Source organism: Ideonella sp., assembly GCF_044358605.1.
Taxonomy (GTDB): Bacteria; Pseudomonadota; Gammaproteobacteria; order Burkholderiales; family Burkholderiaceae_C; genus Ideonella.
In genome coordinates this window covers 1-18,555 of the sequence record NZ_JBIKNQ010000051.1, presented here as the reverse complement: position 1 = coordinate 18,555, position 18,555 = coordinate 1, and the positions used below count along the sequence as shown (strand labels likewise).

Annotated in this window: 15 protein-coding genes; 5 read left to right on the top strand and 10 right to left on the bottom strand. The window is 64.9% G+C overall.

Annotated features, from left to right (window positions below):
- Positions 1 to 41 precede the first annotated feature (41 nt).
- Together ACIQ3Q_RS16670 and ACIQ3Q_RS16665 are read right to left on the bottom strand one after the other, a co-directional pair.
- Complete coding sequence (locus tag ACIQ3Q_RS16670; RefSeq protein WP_396270311.1) at positions 42 to 1,619, bottom strand: alkaline phosphatase D family protein; 1,578 nt, start codon at positions 1,617 to 1,619, stop codon at positions 42 to 44.
- Positions 1,620 to 1,718: 99 nt separating this feature from the next.
- Positions 1,719 to 2,900: an Acg family FMN-binding oxidoreductase gene (locus ACIQ3Q_RS16665; RefSeq protein ID WP_396270310.1), complete on the bottom strand. Its 1,182-nt coding sequence runs from the start codon at positions 2,898 to 2,900 to the stop codon at positions 1,719 to 1,721.
- A gap of 94 nt (positions 2,901 to 2,994) precedes the next feature.
- Here ACIQ3Q_RS16665 and ACIQ3Q_RS16660 point away from each other — a divergent pair, with 94 nt between their 5' ends.
- From ACIQ3Q_RS16660 to ACIQ3Q_RS16650, 3 genes are all read left to right on the top strand, one after another.
- A complete protein-coding gene (locus ACIQ3Q_RS16660; protein ID WP_396270309.1) occupies positions 2,995 to 3,909 on the top strand; it encodes a LysR family transcriptional regulator in 915 nt (304 codons plus the stop codon).
- A 121-nt stretch (positions 3,910 to 4,030) separates the two neighbouring features.
- Positions 4,031 to 4,579 carry an NAD(P)H-dependent oxidoreductase gene (locus ACIQ3Q_RS16655; protein WP_396270308.1) on the top strand — a complete coding sequence of 183 codons (549 nt, stop codon included), beginning with the start codon at positions 4,031 to 4,033 and terminating at the stop codon, positions 4,577 to 4,579.
- Positions 4,576 to 6,369 carry a monovalent cation:proton antiporter-2 (CPA2) family protein gene (locus ACIQ3Q_RS16650; RefSeq protein ID WP_396270307.1) on the top strand — a complete coding sequence of 598 codons (1,794 nt, stop codon included), beginning with the start codon at positions 4,576 to 4,578 and terminating at the stop codon, positions 6,367 to 6,369. The genes ACIQ3Q_RS16655 and ACIQ3Q_RS16650 overlap by 4 nt, the downstream gene beginning before the upstream one ends.
- 14 nt (positions 6,370 to 6,383) lie before the next feature.
- On the opposite strand, the gene ACIQ3Q_RS16645 is transcribed toward ACIQ3Q_RS16650, so the two are convergent.
- The 3 genes from ACIQ3Q_RS16645 to ACIQ3Q_RS16635 form a co-directional block, all read right to left on the bottom strand.
- Positions 6,384 to 8,045 (bottom strand): methyl-accepting chemotaxis protein, encoded by a 1,662-nt coding sequence (locus tag ACIQ3Q_RS16645; protein WP_396270306.1) that lies wholly within the window; start codon positions 8,043 to 8,045, stop codon positions 6,384 to 6,386.
- Positions 8,046 to 8,167: 122 nt separating this feature from the next.
- The gene (locus ACIQ3Q_RS16640; protein WP_396270305.1) at positions 8,168 to 8,797 is read right to left on the bottom strand and encodes a GNAT family N-acetyltransferase; all 630 of its coding nucleotides are present in this window, start codon (positions 8,795 to 8,797) and stop codon (positions 8,168 to 8,170) included.
- Positions 8,797 to 9,291: a YajQ family cyclic di-GMP-binding protein gene (locus ACIQ3Q_RS16635; RefSeq protein WP_396270304.1), complete on the bottom strand. Its 495-nt coding sequence runs from the start codon at positions 9,289 to 9,291 to the stop codon at positions 8,797 to 8,799. The genes ACIQ3Q_RS16640 and ACIQ3Q_RS16635 overlap by 1 nt, the downstream gene beginning before the upstream one ends.
- A 33-nt stretch (positions 9,292 to 9,324) precedes the next feature.
- Between ACIQ3Q_RS16635 and murB the strand changes: the two genes are divergently transcribed.
- Positions 9,325 to 10,365 (top strand): UDP-N-acetylmuramate dehydrogenase, encoded by a 1,041-nt coding sequence (gene murB / locus ACIQ3Q_RS16630; protein ID WP_396270303.1) that lies wholly within the window; start codon positions 9,325 to 9,327, stop codon positions 10,363 to 10,365.
- Positions 10,366 to 10,392: 27 nt separating this feature from the next.
- Here the strand turns inward: murB and lnt are convergent, their stop codons facing one another.
- The 5 genes from lnt to ACIQ3Q_RS16605 all read right to left on the bottom strand — a co-directional run bounded on the left by lnt (position 10,393) and on the right by ACIQ3Q_RS16605 (position 17,320).
- Entirely contained in the window at positions 10,393 to 12,591 is a 2,199-nt protein-coding gene (lnt, locus tag ACIQ3Q_RS16625; protein WP_396270301.1) for an apolipoprotein N-acyltransferase, read from the bottom strand.
- Entirely contained in the window at positions 12,588 to 13,214 is a 627-nt protein-coding gene (locus tag ACIQ3Q_RS16620; RefSeq protein ID WP_396270300.1) for a hypothetical protein, read from the bottom strand. Before ACIQ3Q_RS16620 ends, lnt begins: the two co-directional genes overlap by 4 nt.
- Positions 13,215 to 13,347: 133 nt before the next feature.
- Positions 13,348 to 14,325, bottom strand: coding sequence for an SGNH/GDSL hydrolase family protein (locus tag ACIQ3Q_RS16615; protein WP_396270299.1), 978 nt, complete (start codon positions 14,323 to 14,325; stop codon positions 13,348 to 13,350).
- A 119-nt stretch (positions 14,326 to 14,444) separates the two neighbouring features.
- The gene (locus ACIQ3Q_RS16610) at positions 14,445 to 16,820 is read right to left on the bottom strand and encodes an ATP-binding protein (protein WP_396270298.1); all 2,376 of its coding nucleotides are present in this window, start codon (positions 16,818 to 16,820) and stop codon (positions 14,445 to 14,447) included.
- Complete coding sequence (locus tag ACIQ3Q_RS16605; protein ID WP_396270297.1) at positions 16,817 to 17,320, bottom strand: hypothetical protein; 504 nt, start codon at positions 17,318 to 17,320, stop codon at positions 16,817 to 16,819. Before ACIQ3Q_RS16605 ends, ACIQ3Q_RS16610 begins: the two co-directional genes overlap by 4 nt.
- A 126-nt stretch (positions 17,321 to 17,446) precedes the next feature.
- On the opposite strand from ACIQ3Q_RS16605, the gene ACIQ3Q_RS16600 reads away from it, so the two are divergent.
- Complete coding sequence (locus ACIQ3Q_RS16600; protein WP_396270296.1) at positions 17,447 to 18,463, top strand: AMP-binding protein; 1,017 nt, start codon at positions 17,447 to 17,449, stop codon at positions 18,461 to 18,463.
- Positions 18,464 to 18,555 lie beyond the last annotated feature (92 nt).

Below are 18,555 nucleotides of genomic sequence, written 5' to 3'. Positions count from 1 at the left end.
TAGACGCGAACCCAAATTGTCCGCAAATCTGTAACGCGTTGCTACACCAAACGCCGCATGCTAGGGTTTCCCTGCGCCACCTCAAACTGCGTCGCCGTGCCCACACTCGGCCACTCCTTTAACACATCATCAATCACCCGCATCTGCACATGCAGGCGTTCTGGTGTCATGTTCACTAGGCCATAGCCGCGCTGCTGGCGGGCGCTGAATTGCACGTGGGGGTTCAGGCCCATGATCTCGGCGCTACTCAGGCCGCCGAAGGCGCGGGAGGTGATGCTGGTACAGCAGAACTCTGGCGCCACGATGGGGCCTTGGGTCAGGCCGGGGCCGCTGTGCAAGTGGGCGGCCCAGTGCTCGTGGATGTCGCCGCCCAAGATCACGGGGCCGCTGACTTGGTGCTGCTGCAGGCCGTTGATCAAACGCTGGCGAGAGGCGGCATAGCCGTCCCAGCCGTCGCTGAAGCTGCGCTCGCCCAACACGGGCAGCAGGCGGGGTGAGACAGTGGTGGGCTGGCAGATCAGATTCCAGTGTTGGCGGCTGGCCGCCTGCGCTGGCGATTGCTGCTGCAAGCCCTGCTGCAGCCAGGCCTCTTGCTCGCGGCCCAGCAGGCTGCGGGCCGGGTCGCGGGCCGCGTCGCAATCGTCGGCCTTGAACAGGCCGGCCATGCCGCAGCGCACGGCGTCGTCGCGGTACTGTCGCGTGTCCAGCAAGTGAAACATGGCCAATCGGCCCACCGGCACGCGTTGATAGACCTGCAGTGCCGCAGGCCCTGTCAGCAAGGCTTGCAGGCCGCCCAACACCGCGCGCGGAGAGACCGGCATGTGCTCATACCAAGCCTGATAGGCCGCACATCGGCGTGCCACGCTGCCCCAGCGTGCATGGCCTTGCAAGGGGCCACCCGCATAGTCGTTGAAGACCTCGTGGTCGTCCCAGGTCACCAGCCAAGGGCAGGCGGCGTGCATGGCTTGCAGGGCCAGGTCGCTGCGGGCCAAGGCGTAGAGCTCGCGGTAGTCATTCAGGGCCGTGGCGGCAGCGGAGACCGGGCCTCTGAACTCGCCCACGCGCCCGCCGGACTCATAGATGTAGTCGCCCAAGAACACGACCAAATCGGGCTGGTCGGCCAGCATGGCGCGATAGGCCCCAAAGTGCCCAGCGTGGTAGCGCTGGCAAGAGGCAAAGGCAAAACGCAGGCTGCCCACTTCTTGCTGAGGGCTGGGCAAGGTGCGGGTCTGGCCCGCGGGGCTGATGAAGCCGGCCACGCGGAAGCGGTAGAACAGGCGCTGCGCGGCGGGCAGGCCGGTCACCTCGACATGCACGCTGTGGGCCAAAGCGGGCAGGGCGGTGTGACGGCCTTGCTGCACCAGTTGAGTGAAGCCTTCGTCCAGCGCCAACTCCCAACGCACTTCCAGCGGCACATCGGCCCAGGGGTTGCGGTAAGGGTTGGGCGGCATCAGCCGCGTCCATAGCACCACGCTGCTGTCGCTGGGGGCACCGCTGGCCACGCCCAGGCTAAAGGGATTGGCCTCTATGGGGGCGTGGGCCCACAGGCCGGTCGGCAACAGCAGGCCCAGGGATTGCGCCAGTGCGGCTTGCCACCAGCGGCGACGAGACATCGACATAAAGCAAGAAGCTGAGTGATCAGTCGTTCAGAGGCGGGATGGCCGATTCATGCCGACCCATGATGCCACCTGACTGAACCCCAGCACGGTGGCGATGACCTACGCGCGCCCCTTGGGGCTCGACGCAGCGGGGAATTGTGCCTCCAGGCCACGCCGTGGCGAAGGAGTGCCCGGTGTGCTGGCATATCCCAAGCGCGTCCACATCTGCACGGTGTGTCCAGACGCACCACCACCCATGAGCCTGTGTGCTGCATCGTAATGCGCTAGCTGCTCGGGGTACTCCTGCAGCGCTTGCGACAAAGGGTGCATGGACAGCCCGTGCGCGGTGGCGGCCAGCTGCAAGCGCACATAGGCCCGACCGGCTTGCAACTGGGTGCTGCGGTCGTTGGCTGCGGTGCGGATCCACACATAGGCGGGCGTGCTGGCGATGTTCTGGTTGAAGCTGGCGAGCTGCTCTTTGATCTCGCTGCTGTCAGGTGCCGATGCTTTGCTGCGGTCGAACAAGCCTAGGGCGTTGATGAGCCGAATGTCAGGTCGGTTCAGGGCGATACCGTCACGGTGCTGGGCAATTTCAGTGGGGCCGATGCGCAGCAGGTGGTAAGACTCCAGCAGGGTCCGGGGGGTCACCAGTTCGGTCTGCCAAGCCGCCATGGCAATGCGGCCATGCTCTCTGAGGGCCTCGCCCTGGGCGCGGGTGACCCACCCGAGGGTTACCGGCCACGCTGCCACGCTGTCACCCATGGCTTTGAGGGCCTCAGGCGACGGGTCGCGCGCTTCGTAGGCACCACGGTGGGTGTGGCGCTTGAACACCTGGGCAAACAGTGGGTCCGGTGACACCGTGGTGTCGGGTACCAAGCGAATGTGCGCCGTCGGACGCGCGTCCGGCTGTGCTCCGTATGACCCCTCTGGAAATGTCGTGATAACGGCACGGTGCCCCCGCTGACGCGCAGCCATGTCGAGGAGTTCGAGAAAAGTGCCTTGGCTGATCACCATCTGCCGAGACAGTGGATCGGTCTCGGGCAGCAGCCTCGCCATGTCCATGCGCAACACCATGGTGTCGGGCTCAGGCAGGTCGACCACCCACGATTGCAGGTTGTGGGCGTGTGGCGCCAGCAAGGCATGCGACAACACCCATCGACGCAGGTCTAGTTCGGCCGAAGGGGCCTGCCAAGCGGCCACCGCCTCAGCGGGCAGGTCAGACGAGCATCCGGACAGCACCGGGGCGGTTGCGGCCACCACAACCCCGCCGCCTGCAATACGTAGCCATTGACGTCGATCCATTGAGCACTCCATCAGGTTCACAGCGATGGAGCCGATTGTGGAAAGCGGTCTGGAGGAACACAATTGCATAAATGATGCATGCAGTTATTCAAATATGAATGTATCGAGCTTCAACTGGACGCTGATCCAGTCCTTCTTGGCAGCCTTGGAGCATGGCAGTCTGTTGCGAGCGGCCAAGGCCACGGGTGTCAGCCAGCCCACATTGGGTCGGCACCTGGCCGAACTTGAGTCCCAACTGAAGCTGGTCTTGTTCGAGCGCACCGGCCGAGGGCTGCAGGCCACGGAGCATGCGCTGGCCTTGGCGGACGCGGCCCGCACCATGCAGGAGGGCGCTCATCAGTTCTCGCGGCTGGCCAGTGGCGCCAGCCAGGCAACGCAGGGGCGGGTGCGCTTGTCGGCCAGCCAGCCTGTTGCATGCTTCTTGTTGCCCCCGATGTTGGCTCGGCTGCGGCAGGCCTTGCCCCACGTGATGATCGAACTGGTGGTCAGCAACACGGTGAGCAACCTGCTGCGACGAGAGGCTGACATCGCCTTGCGCATGGTGTCCCCCGATCAACAAAGCCTGGTGGCCAAACGCATTGGGTGGGTGAGCCTGCGGGCCTGTGCAAGCCAGCAGTATCTGCAACGCTCGGGCACACCGCAGCGTCTGGAGGACTTGCCACAGCACGATGTGATCGCCGGCGATCACAACCGGGAAGTGGACCGTGGCTTCGAAGCCATGGGCTTTCCTGCTGGTGCACTGCGAGCGGTCTTGCGTACCGACGATCTGATCGCACAGTGGTCGGCGGTCCGCGCTGGGTTGGGCGTGGGCTTCATGAGCGAATACCTGATCCGTACCGACCCCAATGTGCAGACGCTGCTGCCCATGATGCCGTTGCCTGCGCTGCCCATGTGGCTGGCCGTGCATCGTGAACTGCGCACCAGTGCGCGCATCCGCGCGGTGTACGATTTTTTGTCGCATGAAGTGGCGGCAGCTCTGGCACCGGTGCCTGCGGGACACCAAGGTTGAGGCTTGCCACGTGGCATGCCGCCCGGGGGCGCTCAACAGACATTAGAGGCCATGGCCCATTGGGCGGTGGGCGGCCTGACTATGATGACCCTAGCTTCACGAATTCATCAGCTTCTGCCCCATGCTCATCATTCATGCTCACCCCCGGCCTTCGCAGTCCCGGGTGGTCCAAGATCTTTTATCGGTGCTGCAATCACGGCCCGGCGCTGAGGTGCGTTCGCTCTACCAGCTCTATCCCGATTTCGACATTGATGTCGAGGCCGAGCAGCAAGCGTTGCAGCGCGCCCAGCACATCGTCTGGTTGGCGCCCGTCTATTGGTACAGCGTGCCCGCCTTGATGAAGCACTGGATAGACCAAGTGCTGGCCCACGGCTGGGCTTATGGCCACGGCGGCGAGGCCCTCCAAGGCAAAGCCTGCTGGTGGGTGGCGAGTGCCGGTGGCTCGGAGGCGGCCTACACGCCCGAGGGCATGCACAAGCGGCCCTTTGCCGACTATGTGGCGCCCATTGAACACACGGCCCGCTTTTGCGGCATGCAGTGGTTCAGGCCCTTTGTGGTGCACGGTGGGCACTCCACCGCCCCAGAGGTGCTGAGCGGCTGGTGTGCATCGCTCAAGACGCAGTGCGAGGCCTTTGAGGCCTTGAGCGCGCAAGGAGGAACCGCCCCATGATGCAAGCGATTTTGTTTTTGGCCGCGGCCTTGATCTTTGTGCCGCTGGCCGTGCGCTTAGGGCTAGGTTCGGTGCTGGGCTACTTGGTGGCCGGCGTGGTGATCGGGCCGGTCGGCCTAGGCCTGGTCAACGACCCGCAAGCCTTGCTGCATGTCTCAGAGTTGGGCGTGGTGCTGATGCTGTTTGTCATCGGCCTGGAGCTGGAGCCCAAGCGCCTGTGGGAGATGCGTGGCGCGGTCTTTGGCGGCGGCACGCTGCAAATGCTGGCCTGTGCGGCCGCACTCTTTCCGGTCGGCTTGTTGGTGGGCTGGACCTGGCAGGCCAGCCTCATCGGTGCCTTGGCCTTGGCGCTGTCGTCCACCGCCATCGTGGTGGCCTTGATGCAAGAGCGCAATTTGATGGCCGCCCCCGTGGGCCGCAGCGGTTTCTCCATGCTGCTCTACCAAGACATTGCGGCCATTCCGCTCTTGGCCTTGGCGGCCGTGTTGGGCACGGCCGCACCTGATGCCCAAGCTGTCGACCACCCGCACCACGGGCCTGTATGGCAGATCGCGGCCGTGGCGTCGGTGGTGGTGCTGGGCCGCTATGTGGCCTATCCGGTGATGCGCTTTGTGGCCCGCATGCAGGTGCGCGAGCTGTTCACCGGCTTTGCGCTGCTGCTGGTCTTGGGCGTGGCGGCTTTGATGGAGCATGTGGGCCTGTCCATGGGCCTGGGCGCCTTCTTGGCCGGGGTGCTGTTGGCCAGTTCCGAGTATCGCCATGCACTGGAAACCGACATCCTGCCCTTCAAGGGGCTGCTGCTGGGCCTGTTCTTCATCGCCGTGGGCATGAGCATGGACTTGGGCCTGCTGGCCAGCATGCCTGTTCAGGTGGTGCTGGGTCTGGTGGCGGTGGTGGGCTTGAAGCTGGTGGCGCTTTGGGGCCTGGCGCCTTGGGTCGGGCTGAAAGGGCGCGATAAAGCCCTGCTGGCCGTCCTGCTGTCGCAAGTGGGCGAGTTTGCCTTTGTGGTGCTGGCGGCTGCCAAACTCTCTGGCGCGCTGCCCGAGGCGCAGGCCAATTTGCTGACCCTGATCGCCGCGCTGTCCATGGTCAGCACGCCTTTGCTGCTGATGCTGTTTGACCGCTGGTGCCGCCAAAGCACCCAAGAGCGTGAGGCCGATGCCATCGAAGACGAGCACCCGCCCGTCATCGTGGCAGGCTTTGGGCGCTACGGCCAAACGGTGTGCCGCCTATTGTTGGCGGCGGGTGTCAAACCCACGGTCATCGACCACGACGCCGACACGGTGGACAGCGCCCGCCGCTTTGGCTTCAAGGTCTACTTTGGTGACGCCACGCAACCCGACTTGCTGCATGCCGCAGGCATCCACCATGCCAAAGCCATGGTGGTGGCGGTCGATGATTCGGCCCAGTGCAACCGCTTGGTCGAAGTGCTGCAGCACGAGTTTGCCCATGTGCACATCGTGGCCCGCGCGCGCGATGCCCTGCACGCCATGGAGCTGGCCGAGCTGAACGTGCCCCATGTGGAGCGCGAGGTGTTTGAATCTTCGCTGCGCAGCGGGCGCTCGACCCTGGAGGCCTTGGGCATGGACCGCGCCCAAGCCAAACTGATGGCCGACAACTTCAGGCGCTATTCACTCGACTTCTTGCGCAAAGCCCAGGCTGAGCGTCACAACGAAGAGGACCTGATCGTGCGCGTGCGCCAAGCCCGCGAGCAGTTCGAGCGCGAGATGCAAGCCGACCAAGAGCGCCAAGCCCGCCATGACGGCAAGGCGGGTTGGCACGCCTCATGACATGAGGCTCAGGCTCAATGCACCTTGAAGCTGGCCACAGCGCGCACCAGCTCTTGCGCCTGACCTTTGAGGCTATCGGCTGATGCGGCGGCTTGCTGCACCAGCGCAGCGTTCTGCTGGGTGGCCTGATCCATCTGCGTGATGGATTGGCCCACCTGCTGCACACCGGCACTCTGCTCTTGGCTGGCGGTGGAGATTTCTGAGACCACTTGGTTGACGCGCTCGATGGCGCTGACGATCTCTTGCATGGTCTGGCCGGCCTTGTCGACCAGCACCGTGCCTTGGTCCACACGCTCCACACTGGAGGTGATGAGTTGTTTGATCTCTTTGGCCGCGTCGGCCGAGCGCTGCGCCAGGCTGCGCACCTCACCGGCCACCACCGCAAAGCCTCGGCCTTGTTCACCGGCTCGGGCGGCTTCCACCGCTGCATTCAGGGCCAGGATGTTGGTTTGAAAGGCAATGCCGTCAATCACCGAGATGATGTCGTTGATGCGGCGTGAAGAGTCATTGATGCCCTTCATGGTCTCGACCACCTGGTTCACCACCTCACCGCCCTGGGCGGCCACCTGAGAGGCCCCCAGCGCCAGGCTGTTGGCTTGCTTGGCGTTGTCGGCGTTGTTGCGCACCGTGGTGCCCAATTCGTCCATCGTCGAGGCGGTCATTTGCAAGGCGCTGGCTTGTTGCTCGGTGCGGTTGGACAGGTCTTGATTGCCCTGGGCAATCTCGCCACTGGCCGACGCAACGTTTTCGGCGCTGACCCGCACGGTGGCAATCACCTGAGCCAACTGCACACCCATGCCATGCAGCCCGGCCAGCACGCTGCCAGCAGGGGCTTGGGCATGCGCTTTGGCGGCGTTCAAATCGCCCGTGGCCAATTGCTGCACCACTCCGACAACGGTGTCAGGGTCGGCACCCAGACGGCCGTTAATCCACCACCATTGGCGCAGGGCCCAAAGGGTGCAGGCCAGCGTGAGCAGGCCGGCTGCGGTAACGATCATGACCCACAGCTTGCGTTGCGCGACAGCACTGGCGACTTCAGCGGCGGTGCGCTCGTCCAGCAGGGTCAAGAACTCATTGACCGGAGCCATGATCTTGCCCTTGTACTGGTGGTAGGTCAGGTCATGCATCATGGCCAGCGCCTTGGCGTTGTCGGGCTCACCCTTCTGCGTGAACTGGCCTTTCTCGTCCTTGAACAAGCCCTTGACCATGTTCATGGCCACGGTCTCGGTGTTCACCAAGTCGTCAGAGTTCTGCTGCGCTTGCTTGAGCTTGGCGAACTCCGCCTCGGTGAAGCCTGCGCGCTTCATCAGCTCTTGCAGCGGCACACTCTCGCCTGCGGCGGGGGGGACCGCCATGTTGGCCGCGCGGAAGTCCCAGTAAATCCGCTCGTAGTGGCTGGGGCGGGGCTTCTTGCCGTTGCGGATGTCCAGAATCTCAAAGTATTGCTGCTCCCAGCGCGCGTCCCCGGTGGCCACATAGGTGCGTGCCAGTCGGGTCAGGTCGTCAGAGCTTTGGCGCAGCTCATCAGCCAGCAGAAAGCTCTCGTAGCGTTGGCTGGAGGCTGTGATGACCTTGTTGTCAGCCCTCACCATGGCCATGAAGCAAGCGGCCAAAACGGCCAGGCCGAGCACGATGGCGGTGATGGGGGTGCGAAATCGCTGCACAGAAGTGGACATGGCGGGCCTTGTGGGGCAAGTTCTCAACGACACACTGCCTGCCCCTTTGGGCACCATGGCAGCAACTTGCTCACATCATCCAGGCCCTGGCCCTTCGCGATACCCTGAAAACACGACCGAAGTCAGCCCTGTTCAGCGGCCGTCCAAGCCGATGGCGCTTCGAAGCGCTCGTTGAGCAAGGTCGAGATGCAGTGGTCGCGCCATGCGCCGTTGATGAACAAATAGCGCAGGGCCAAGCCCTCTTGCACAAAGCCCAAGCGCTGCAGCACGGCGCCGCTGCGCAGGTTGCTGGGCTGCCAAGCGGCTTGAAGGCGGTGCAGGTTGACGCGCGGCGAGAACATCTCTGCGATACCGGCTTGCAGGGCTTCGTGCATCAGGCCCTGGCCTTGTGCGGCGGCATCCAGGGCGTAGCCCAGTGCGGCACTCTGAAAAGCGCCCCGTGCCACTTGGCTGAAGTGGATGGAGCCGATCACACGCTCGGGCTCTTCCAGCGGCTGCAGCCAATAGCGAAAGGCCTCGCCGCGCGCAAAGGCCGCCACGCCTTGCAGCACACGCTCGGTTTGGCCGTCGGCGCTGAAGAACTCCGGCGGCGTGGGTGGGTCCCAGGGGGCGAAGTGGGCGCGGTTGAGCACCATATAGTCGGCCACCGCAGCGCCTAGGTGCGGGTTGTTGCCCACCAGTCGCAGCCGGGCCGTCTGCAGCACCGGCTGAGCGGCGCTGAGGGCGACGGGTGCGAGCGGTGTCACCTGCATCAGTCGCGGAAGTTCTGCTGCTTCAACGGCTGGTCGGCAAAGTCTTTGCGCAGCAAGGCGATGGCGGTTTGCAAGTCATCGCGGTTCTTGCCGGTGATGCGCACTTCGTCGCCCTGGATGCTGGCCTGCACCTTGAGCTTGCTGTTTTTGACGGCGCCGGTGATCTTCTTGGCCAACTCAGCTTCAATGCCGGCCTTGATCTTGTAGACCTGCTTGACCTTGTCGCCGCCGATCTTCTCGATCTTGGCGCTCATGTCCAGGTAGTTTACGGTCACGCTTTGCTTGGTGAGCTTGCCGATCAGCACGGTGCTGACCTGCTCGATCTGGAAGTCGCTGTCGCCAATCAGCACCAGCTCCTTTTCCTTTTCTTTCAACTCCACGCTGGCGCTGGTGCCCTTGAAGTCAAAGCGCGTGCCGATCTCCTTCTCGGCGTTGGCCACCGAGTTCTTGATGGCGACCATATCGGGTTCAAGCACAACGTCAAAACTAGGCATGATTTATCTCTGGCTGCGGGGCACGGGGCCACCATGAAAAAAGCGGAAAATTCTGCCATGCAGATCGAAACCGGCGTCAGCCTCAAGCCCTACAACACCTTTGGCCTGCCTGCCTTGGCAGGCCGCTTGGTGCGCATCACCTCTGAGGCCGATGTCCGCCGCGTGGTCGATTCACCGGACATGGGCCGCGCGCCCAAATTCATTCTGGGCGGCGGCAGCAACGTGATTCTCACCCGGGACATGCCCGAATTGGTGCTGAAGATCGAAGTTCCGGGCCTGAAGGTGCTGGAAGACGGCCCCGAGGCGGTGGTGGTTGAGGCCGGTGCGGGCGAGCGCTGGCACGACCTGGTGGCTTGGAGCCTGGACCAAGGCTTGGGCGGCCTGGAGAACATGGCCTTGATCCCAGGCACCGTGGGGGCCGCGCCCGTGCAAAACATTGGCGCTTATGGCTTGGAGCTGAAAGACCGCTTTCACTCGCTGGACACGGTGGACCTGACCACCGGCCGCACCGTCACCCTCTATCCCGATCAGTGCCACTTTGCTTACCGCGACAGCGTCTTCAAGCAGGCTCTAGCGGGCAAAAGCGTGATCACCCGCGTGCGGTTGCGCCTGCCCAAGCCCTGGCAGCCCATGCTCAGCTATCTCGACCTAGAGCGCAAAATGGCCGAGACGGGCAACGCCAGCCCCGACGCGCGCACCATCTTCAACTGGGTCTGCGAAATCCGCCGCGCCAAGCTGCCCGACCCGGCCATCATTGGCAATGTGGGCAGCTTCTTCAAGAACCCGGTGGTCAGCCCGGAGCAGTGCAAAGACATCATTGCCCGCGACCCGCACATCGTGCACTACCCCATGCCCGATGGCAGCTTCAAACTGGCAGCCGGTTGGATGATTGACGCTTGTGGCTGGAAGGGCAAGACCATTGGCCACGCCGGGGTCTATGAAAAGCAAGCCCTGGTGCTGGTCAATCGCGGCGAGGCGGTGGGCTCCGAAGTCCAAACCCTGGCCCGCGCCATCCAAGAAAGCGTCTATGGCCGCTTTGGCATCCGGCTGGAGCCTGAGCCGGTGATGGTGTGATCACTAGGATTTGTATGTCAACAGACCCTAGGTCCTGAACCACAGCCACAGCGGCAGGCCCGCATACAGCAGCAGCAAGCCCAGCCGCTCCAGCAGGGGGCGCAGGCGCGCGGCGGTGTCGGGCTGGACTTGGCGAAGCAGCGCGATCACCCCTTCCAGCCCCGCACGCAGCACCGCTGCGCACAGCACCACGCCCATCAGCCACATGGCCCACCACAGCGCAAAGCCGCGCAGATAGGCCTCGGCCCCCAGGCTCTGCCACTCGCCCCAGGTGCCGCCAAACACAATGTGCTGGTGCAGTCGGAAGGCCACCCCGGCCAAGGCCAAAGGCAGCAGGCCGAATTTGCAGGCTGGGTGGGCCCAAAAGAGTGTGGGCTTGGCCGCCGGTGGCAGGGCTGAGGACGCCGCCCGCAGACTGCGCCGGGCGGCCCAGGCCCAACCCCAAGCGCACAGCTGAGGCAGCACCACCAGGGCGGCAAAGAGCTTGAGCTGCAGGCTGGCCTGCGGCCGCCACGTGGGCAGCAAGAGCCAGGCCAGCGCAAGTGCCAGGGCGGTGGCGCCGACCAGCACTTGCAATCCGCGCACGGCCAGTGGCGGCGTGGCCATGGCGGGTGCTGGCCATGACACTGCAGGGGGCTGCGCGCTGGCCGCAGGCCAGACCCAGCGCCGCCAAGTCTTCAGCCCCAGCAGCCCCAAAAAGGCCCAGCACACCCCACCCACCCAATCGCCCCAGGCCAGCATCAAGGTCGGCGGTGCGGGGCCTACAGGCACCTCGGCCACCACCAAGGCACGCTCGCCCAGGCCGGCGCTGGCCACCACCCGGCCCAGCGGGTCGAACACCGCGCTGTAGCCACTGGGCGTGACGCGGAACTGCGGCAGCCGCGTCTCAATGCTGCGGAACAGGGCGACGGCCTGGTGCAGCTTGGCGCCTTGCGGCGCGTGCTTGAACCAACTGTCGTTAGACAAAGTCAGCAAGGCCTGCGCACCCTGGCGTGCGCCCTGCACGGCCAAGCCCGTGTCCACGTCGTCCAGGCAGATCATCGGCAGCACAGGCACCTCGCGGCCGTCTTTGAGCCGCAGGGGGAACACCCTGGCGCCGCTGCCAGGCTGCCAGCGCCCCGCCCAGGGCAGCCAGCGTTGCAGCAGTGGGCCGTCTGCCCAAGCCGGCACGGTCTCCGTCAAGAAGAACAGCCGGGTCTTGCGATAGAAGCCAAGCAGGCCGGTGTCCGGGTTCACAAAGGCGGCCGCGTTGAATTCGCCCTGCTCGTCGCGCTCATAGGTGCCCAGCACAAAGGGCACACCGGCGGCCTGGATGGTGGCCAAAATCTCTTGATCGAGTTCGGCGCCCACCTCGCTCTTGGCCTGGCCCAGCGTGGTGGGGTAGGCGGTCTCTGTCCAGACCACGGCCTGAGCGCCTTGGCGCTCGACAGCGTCATAACTCATCGCGAAGTGGGTCTCCAGCACTTGGCGCACTACGGCATAGCTGCCATGTTGTTCGCGCAGGGCTTCGTAGTCCGTGATATTGGTCTGTACCAGGGCTAGGCGCAGCGGTGGGCCGGGCGGCGGTGCCCAGGTCATCAGCACCACGGCGCCGTAGGCGCTCAGCACGGCAGGCCCCAAGGCCGCCCAGCCCAGCGGCTTGAGCCACTGCGCAACACCGGCCTTGCGCTGAGCCCAGGCGGCGGCCAAGGCTTCGTTGCTGAGCAGCAGCATCAAGGTCAGCCCCGCCGCGCCGCCCAAGTCGGCCGCTTGGCGCAGCAACAGGGCGGGTGCTAGGCCGTGGCCCAGGGTGTCCCCCAAAAGCTTGGGCCAGGCCCATTCGGTGCCCACCCAGGCGGCGGCCCCGGCCCAGGCGCCGAGCGCCGCCCCGTGGCGCTGGCGCACGCTGTGGCGCACCAGCGCAAACACCAGCACTTGCGGCTGCAACAAGGGGGCGGCCAACAGCAGTGCCAATAAGCCGCCTGCGCTGCCCCATTGGGTGTAGTGCCCGATGGCCACGCCAAACCAGCTCAGGCAGGCGGCGCACAGCAGCACGCTGAACAGCCAGCCTTGCAGCAGCGCACCGCGCAGGCTGTGGGTTTGGTTCAAGTGGATGAGCCAGGGCAGCAAGGCCACCACCCCCAGCCCCCACAGGCCAGGCCCTTGCGCATAGAGCGCCAACAGCACGCCGCTGAGCACAATATGCCCCAGCCCGCTGCGCAGGCAAAACGCCAGCGCTGGCTTCATGGCTGGTGGCTCCGGGGGGCGGGCAGGGTGATGGTGCGCAGGGGCAAGCCTTCGGGCGCCATCTCGGGGGGCACCACCCGGTTGCGCAGGTCTGGGTGGGCCAGCACATAAGGGTGGTCGGGCGTAAACATCAGCACGGCCTCAATGCGTTGGCCGTCATCGGTGGCTTGATGGTGGCGCATAAAGCCAGGGGGCAGTTCAAAGTCTTGCGGCACCGCCAAGCCGATCAAGGGCGGACGGGTGCCTGGCGGGTTGAACGCGCCCAAACCGCTGCGCACACCGGCTTGGTTCAGGCGCTGGATGACCTCGGCCATGGCCGGCGCCTGCCCAGGCGGCACGTGGGCGGCAAGGTCGGTGTGGGCTGCGGCCGCGCTGGGGCCAGACGCTGGCGCGGCGGCAGGCACTGCCTTGATGCCTGCGGTGGGCACCGGGGCTTGGGCCGAGGAAGCTGCGACGCTGATCGCCTGCTCGGCTGCAGGCGGGTGGGCTGTTTGCACTTCGGGCACTTCGTCGGGTGCAGTGGGCCACCACACGGCCAAGGCCACCACAGCCGCCAACAAGGCCACCCAGGCCACGCCGTGCCTCAGGCTCAGACCCCGCTCTGCGGCCTCAGTGAACGGCATGGCGGGCCTGCGTCAACACGACTCAGGGCGCCGGTGGGTTGGACGTGGAAAGACGCCAGCCCATGCGCTCGTGGCCGTACTGGTTCCACAAAGGGCTCTTGCCATTGGGGAAGCTGGTGGTGCGCGGGGCACCCTAGCCCTTGGTGTCGCCAAACAGGCCTGAAGTCACCGTGGTGCCGGTGTAGGTGGGGTGAACATCGTCGGACTGGATGTAGTCGAAACTGCTGCCGGCCGAGGTGAACTTCTGGCTGGCATCACGGAGGGTGTTGCGCAGCGTCGAGGTGATGCGCAGCACATAGTTCTGCTCTGTCTCGCCAGGGATGTAGCGCAGGCCGTCCACATCGGCCAGGCCATCGCCATTGGTGTCGTAGTCGGCGCCCATGAACTCGGCAAAGTTGTCGGCGCATTGAAAGCCCTTGGTGCGGGCCAGTTCGCACATCCAGTAGTTCATGCGGGCGAGTGAGGGCAAGAAGCGGTCCCGCATCTTCACCGTGGCACCGGTGCTGGGGTCTTTGCAGGTGCTTTGGGTGTTGTCGGCGTCGTAGCCGGGGTAGTAGAGGTTGCCAATGATCTTCAGCTTGATGCCCGGATAGGCGTTGGCATTGATGTAGTCCATGGCCTTGCCGACATAGGTCTTGCAGGTGGCTTCGGCATCCGTCAGGACTTTGTAGTTGCAGGTGCCGTTCTGGTTCTTGAAGGCGGTGCGGGCCTGCAAGCCGTCGTTGCCGCACATCTCAAAGGTCACCACCCGCGTGCTGCTGTGCCGCATGAACGAGCGCTCGGCGACGATCTTGTTCTGATACACGTCTTGTGCCACCGCGCCTGACTTGGTGCGACGCACGCTTTCGATGTCGGCATTCCAGCTGGCGGACAAATACTCAGCATCGACCGTCGGGGCGGCATACTTGGCCGCGCTGACGGTGGAGCCGTTGTAGCCCGCATAGATGGAGTCCCCATAGGCCACGACCCGGTACTTGGTGCTGGTGCCTGTGCGGTTGATCGTCCAAGACACGTTTTGGTTCAAGGTGCTGGCGGCCACATCGGCCCCAAAGCTCAGCAAGAGCAAGGTGGGGATCAAGCTGTGTGTGGCAAGGCGGGATGTGAATCGCATGACGGGTCTTTCTCAGCAGGGATGAATGCCGGGGCAGCGCACGGGGCGTCGCATCAGGGCCGTGGTAGGGCGCTGCGCAGTGTCCGCCAAAGCGCGGCATGGCCGCATCCCCGCTATCCCTAAGGCAAAAAGCCCATGCTCCTGCAAAGCTGCTCGCTGGTGGCCCAGGCGTCCTCCAGGGCTTGAATGTCGGGCAGGGGCTCTCCGGCTTTGGCGGCCAGCTCTAGCGCTTTGGCGTGCTGGGCCACCAGCCCCAAACCCAGCAACTGGGCCGCCCCCTTGATTTGGTGCGCCAGGCCCGGAACCTCGCTGGCCTGGCCTTGGCGCACGGCCTCGCACAGCCGGGTGTAGCTGGCGTTGTCATCATCAAAGAAAGACTTGAGCAAGGGCCGCAGGCCCTCAACCTTGAGCAGAGCGCACAGCTCCAACAAGGTTTCTGCTTGCAGGTGCTGCCGCATGGCGCCCGGTGCTAGGCGGGTATTGCGGGGGCTGCGGGGTGCGGGCGGGCGTGCAGCTTGGCGGCTCGGTGCAGGCGCCGCAGCAGGCTGAGCCTGCGCAGGCCCGGGCAGCGAGACACTGCCGGGGTGGGGGCCGGCCTTTGAAGGCTGCGGTACTGAAGCCGATGCCTGCCCGGCTGGGCTCAGGGGCCGCAAGCCGGGCAGGCGGCGCAGGGCGGCTTCCAGCTCGGGCCAGCGGAAAGGCTTGCTCAAAAAGTCGTTCATGCCCACCAGGCGCACTTGCTCGCGGGTGTCGGGATGGGTGTCGGCGGTGAGCGCAATGATGGGCACGCCGCCCAGCGGTTGCGGTCGGGCTCGCAGGGCGCGCGTGGCTTGCAGGCCGTCCATGCCGGGCATGTGGATGTCCATCAAGATCAGGTCCGGCAAGCGGCGCTCGGCCTCGCGCAGCGCCTGCTCGCCATTCAGCGCAAAGCGCACGCTGTGGCCCAAGCGGGTGAGCAAGGTGCCCACATACATGCGGTTGGTTTCGTGGTCTTCAGCCACCAAGATATCGAGTGCAGGCAGCATGGACCATGCCTGCGGTGTCGCCGAAGACGCTGCCGCGCTGCTTTCACTCAAGTCCAGCGGTAAAACCAACCTGAAGGCGCTACCGACTTGCGGCTGGCTGGTGACAGTGATATCGCCGTGCATCAAGCGGGCCAGGCTGCGGGAGATCTCCAGACCCAAGCCCGTGCCGCCATACTTGCGAGAGATGCTGTGGTCACCTTGGCTGAAGCGCTGAAACAGCCGCTGCTGCGTCGCCTCGTCCATGCCAATGCCCGTGTCTTTGACTGTCAGACTGATGCGTGCCGGGCTGTTGCCGTCACCGGGGGCTTCTTGCCTCGCCTCCAGGGAGACCTGGCCTTGGTCGGTGAACTTGAGTGCATTGCTCAGCAGATTGAACAAGATCTGCTTGATGCGGGTAGGGTCGCCTCGCACCCAGCGTGGCAGTGCAGCGTCTAGGCTCAAACTCAGCATCAGGCCCTTGGATTGGGCCGAGGGGGCCATCACCGTTTCCACATCGCTCAAGAGCCGGTGCAAATCCATGACCTCGGCCTGGAGGGTCATGCGCCCGGCCTCCAGGCGTGAGATGTCCAAGATGTCGTTCAGCACGGCCAGCAGGTGTTCCGCAGCTTCTCGGGCCGTGTGCACAAAGCGGCTTTGCTCGGCGTTCAGCGGTGTGTCGTCCAGCAGCGCCAACATCCCCAACAGGCCGTTGAAAGGCGTGCGCAGCTCGTGGCTCATATTGGCCAAAAAGGCCGACTTGGCGCGGTTGGCGCCATCGGCAGCCTCGCTGGCCTCGCGCAGCCCTTGGGCCAGGGCTTCCAACTCGCGCCCTCGCTGCTCGGCCGCGCGCAACTGCCGCACCACAATGATGGCAAAGGCCAGCATGGCCAGGCTGAGAAAGATCGTCAGGCCAATGCCGATGTGGATCTGCTCACGGATGGCCTCATTGCGCAGCGCATTGCGCTCAGAGTTCAAGCGGGTGGCCAACTGTGTCAGGCGGTGCAGAGGCTCGCGCAGTTGAACCAAGGCTGCCCGCATTTCATTCAGCGAAGCGCTGGGCACCTGGCCCACCGTGTCTTCACCCAAGACCGTGTCCCAGATGGCAATAAAGTCTTCGAGCTGGGCGTAGGTGGCGGTGTGCTGGGGCGTTGGGGTGATGATGTGGCCGATGGCGGCGGGCGCGATCATCTTGGCGCGGCTGACAAAGATCTCATAGCGCTCCAGCAGCGCTGTTTGATTCAAGGCCGGCGGTGCTTCAGCGGCGTCCCGCAGCGCTTCAGACAGCAGCAAGGACTCGGTCTCTAGCTGCTGGAAGCTCCATACCGCGTTGTCATCGGTGTGACGCTGTGTGCCATGCAAGAGAGAAAACTGCCGCGATTGCACCCACGCCACGGCCGCAAAGGCGGCAATCAGCACCAACCCAATCAAGAGGGTGAAGCGGCCCGAGGGCGAGGGGCTCCAGCGCCAACGACCGGCTTTGGCAGCCCTCACAAGATGTCCAGGCGCCGCAATTGCCAAATGGCACGGCCGTAATGCACCTGGGTGCGCAGGGCCGAGCTTTGATCAAAGGGGTACATGATCAGCAGCGGGCCTTTGTCTCGGATGCGCATGGGTTGCCCGTCTACCAGCCGCACCAGCACCACGCTGTACTTGTCAAAGTCTTCAGTGGGAATCTCAATCTGGTAATTGTTCAAGGCCGTTGCGCGCACCTTGCCGCCGGTGGCCCCCACGCTGGCCAAGACATCACGCATCAGCGGCCCGGTAAAGCGGGTGGGCTGCTTGTGCCAGGGGCTGGTGGTGATCAGAGTGTGCTGGGGCAGCGCGACCAACATGGCCATGTCGAAATCTGCACGGTCGCTCGCATTGCGATGCACGATGTCGCCCGCCACGCTCAGCACCACCGGGCCGGTGGGCTTCTCTAGGGCCATGACTGGCAGGGCCAAGCCCCCGCACAGGGCAAGCAATGAGGCGCGACGAGTGAGGTAGACCATGGCAGACAGCTCAATGGCAGCAATGAAACTATTTTAGTCGCGTGGGCGACAGGCCCCCCCCGGGCTGGCCCCGGTGGTGAGCCCTCGTCGTTGGGGTTAGCCTTGGAGCCTCTAAAGGGAGACCCCATGGTGCCTGCTGACCGTCCCCACCTGGCCCACTGGCCACGCCGCCTGCCACGCCAACTGGTGCTGCCTGAGACCACGCTGTGGTTCAACCTGGAGGTCTCTGCCGCGCGCTACCCCGCCAAGGCGGCCTATGTGTTTTTTGGCCAGCCGCTCAGCTTTGGCCAGCTCAAGGCCCAGGCCGAACGTTTGGCCGGGTGGCTGCAAGCCCAGGGCGTGGGCCGGGGCGACCGGGTGGCGCTGTTTTTGCAAAACTGCCCGCAGTACGTGGTGGCCTTTTATGCGGTGATGCGCTGCGACGCCGTGGTCGTGCCCGTCAACCCGATGAACAAGGTCGATGAGTTCGGCCACTACATCACCGACCCGGCCACCAAGGTGGTGATTTGCGGCGCTGATGGTGCTGCCGTGGTGCACGGCGCCAATGCCGCGCTGCCGCCGGAGCGCCAGCTCAAGGCCCTGCTGGTGACCCGCTATGCCGACGCCATGCCCGAGGTCACACCGCCTGAGCTCTCGCCCGGCCCCGCCTTGGAGGCCTGGCTGCGCGCCGATGCCCCCGCCTTGACGGGCGGTGTGCCGGTGACCCGCTGGATCGACGCACTCGCGCAAGGCCTGGCCCCCGCCGGCCCGCCCCAGGCGCAGGCCGACGACCTGGCCCTGCTGCCCTACACCTCGGGCACCACCGGCCTGCCCAAGGGTTGCATGCACACCCACCGCACGCTGATGCCCAACGCCATCGGCGGCGCGCTGTGGAGCCATGCCAGCGCCGAAACCGTGAGCTTGGGCGTGGTGCCCATGTTCCACATCACCGGCATGCTCTATGGGGTGCTGAGCCCGGTGCTGACGGCGTCCACCGTGGTCATCTTGCCGCGCTGGGACCGCGAGCTGGCGGCCCGCCTGATCGCCACCTATGGCGTGACGCACTGGACCTGCATCCCCACCATGATCATCGACCTGCTGGCCAGCCCCAAGCTGGCCGAGTTCGACCTGTCGTCACTCACCTATCTGTCACGTCTCATGTGATCATTGGCCGATTCGAAGCTGGCCGCTACTTCAGGCCAGAGCTGTCCTGAGCGAGTTGCTGGCTTCGATCCCAGAGAGTTCATCATAGCCAG

Coding starts and splice junctions, on each gene's coding strand:
- murB (WP_396270303.1), top strand. CDS start 9,325: ATGAAAAAAGCGGAAAATTCTGCCATGCAGATCGAAACCGGCGTCAGC.
- ACIQ3Q_RS16650 (WP_396270307.1), top strand. CDS start 4,576: ATGATGCAAGCGATTTTGTTTTTGGCCGCGGCCTTGATCTTTGTGCCG.
- ACIQ3Q_RS16635 (WP_396270304.1), bottom strand. CDS start 9,291: ATGCCTAGTTTTGACGTTGTGCTTGAACCCGATATGGTCGCCATCAAG.
- ACIQ3Q_RS16645 (WP_396270306.1), bottom strand. CDS start 8,045: ATGTCCACTTCTGTGCAGCGATTTCGCACCCCCATCACCGCCATCGTG.
- ACIQ3Q_RS16655 (WP_396270308.1), top strand. CDS start 4,031: ATGCTCATCATTCATGCTCACCCCCGGCCTTCGCAGTCCCGGGTGGTC.
- lnt (WP_396270301.1), bottom strand. CDS start 12,591: ATGAAGCCAGCGCTGGCGTTTTGCCTGCGCAGCGGGCTGGGGCATATT.
- ACIQ3Q_RS16620 (WP_396270300.1), bottom strand. CDS start 13,214: ATGCCGTTCACTGAGGCCGCAGAGCGGGGTCTGAGCCTGAGGCACGGC.
- ACIQ3Q_RS16640 (WP_396270305.1), bottom strand. CDS start 8,797: ATGCAGGTGACACCGCTCGCACCCGTCGCCCTCAGCGCCGCTCAGCCG.
- ACIQ3Q_RS16615 (WP_396270299.1), bottom strand. CDS start 14,325: ATGCGATTCACATCCCGCCTTGCCACACACAGCTTGATCCCCACCTTG.
- ACIQ3Q_RS16600 (WP_396270296.1), top strand. CDS start 17,447: ATGGTGCCTGCTGACCGTCCCCACCTGGCCCACTGGCCACGCCGCCTG.
- ACIQ3Q_RS16660 (WP_396270309.1), top strand. CDS start 2,995: ATGAATGTATCGAGCTTCAACTGGACGCTGATCCAGTCCTTCTTGGCA.
- ACIQ3Q_RS16665 (WP_396270310.1), bottom strand. CDS start 2,900: ATGGATCGACGTCAATGGCTACGTATTGCAGGCGGCGGGGTTGTGGTG.
- ACIQ3Q_RS16670 (WP_396270311.1), bottom strand. CDS start 1,619: ATGTCGATGTCTCGTCGCCGCTGGTGGCAAGCCGCACTGGCGCAATCC.
- ACIQ3Q_RS16605 (WP_396270297.1), bottom strand. CDS start 17,320: ATGGTCTACCTCACTCGTCGCGCCTCATTGCTTGCCCTGTGCGGGGGC.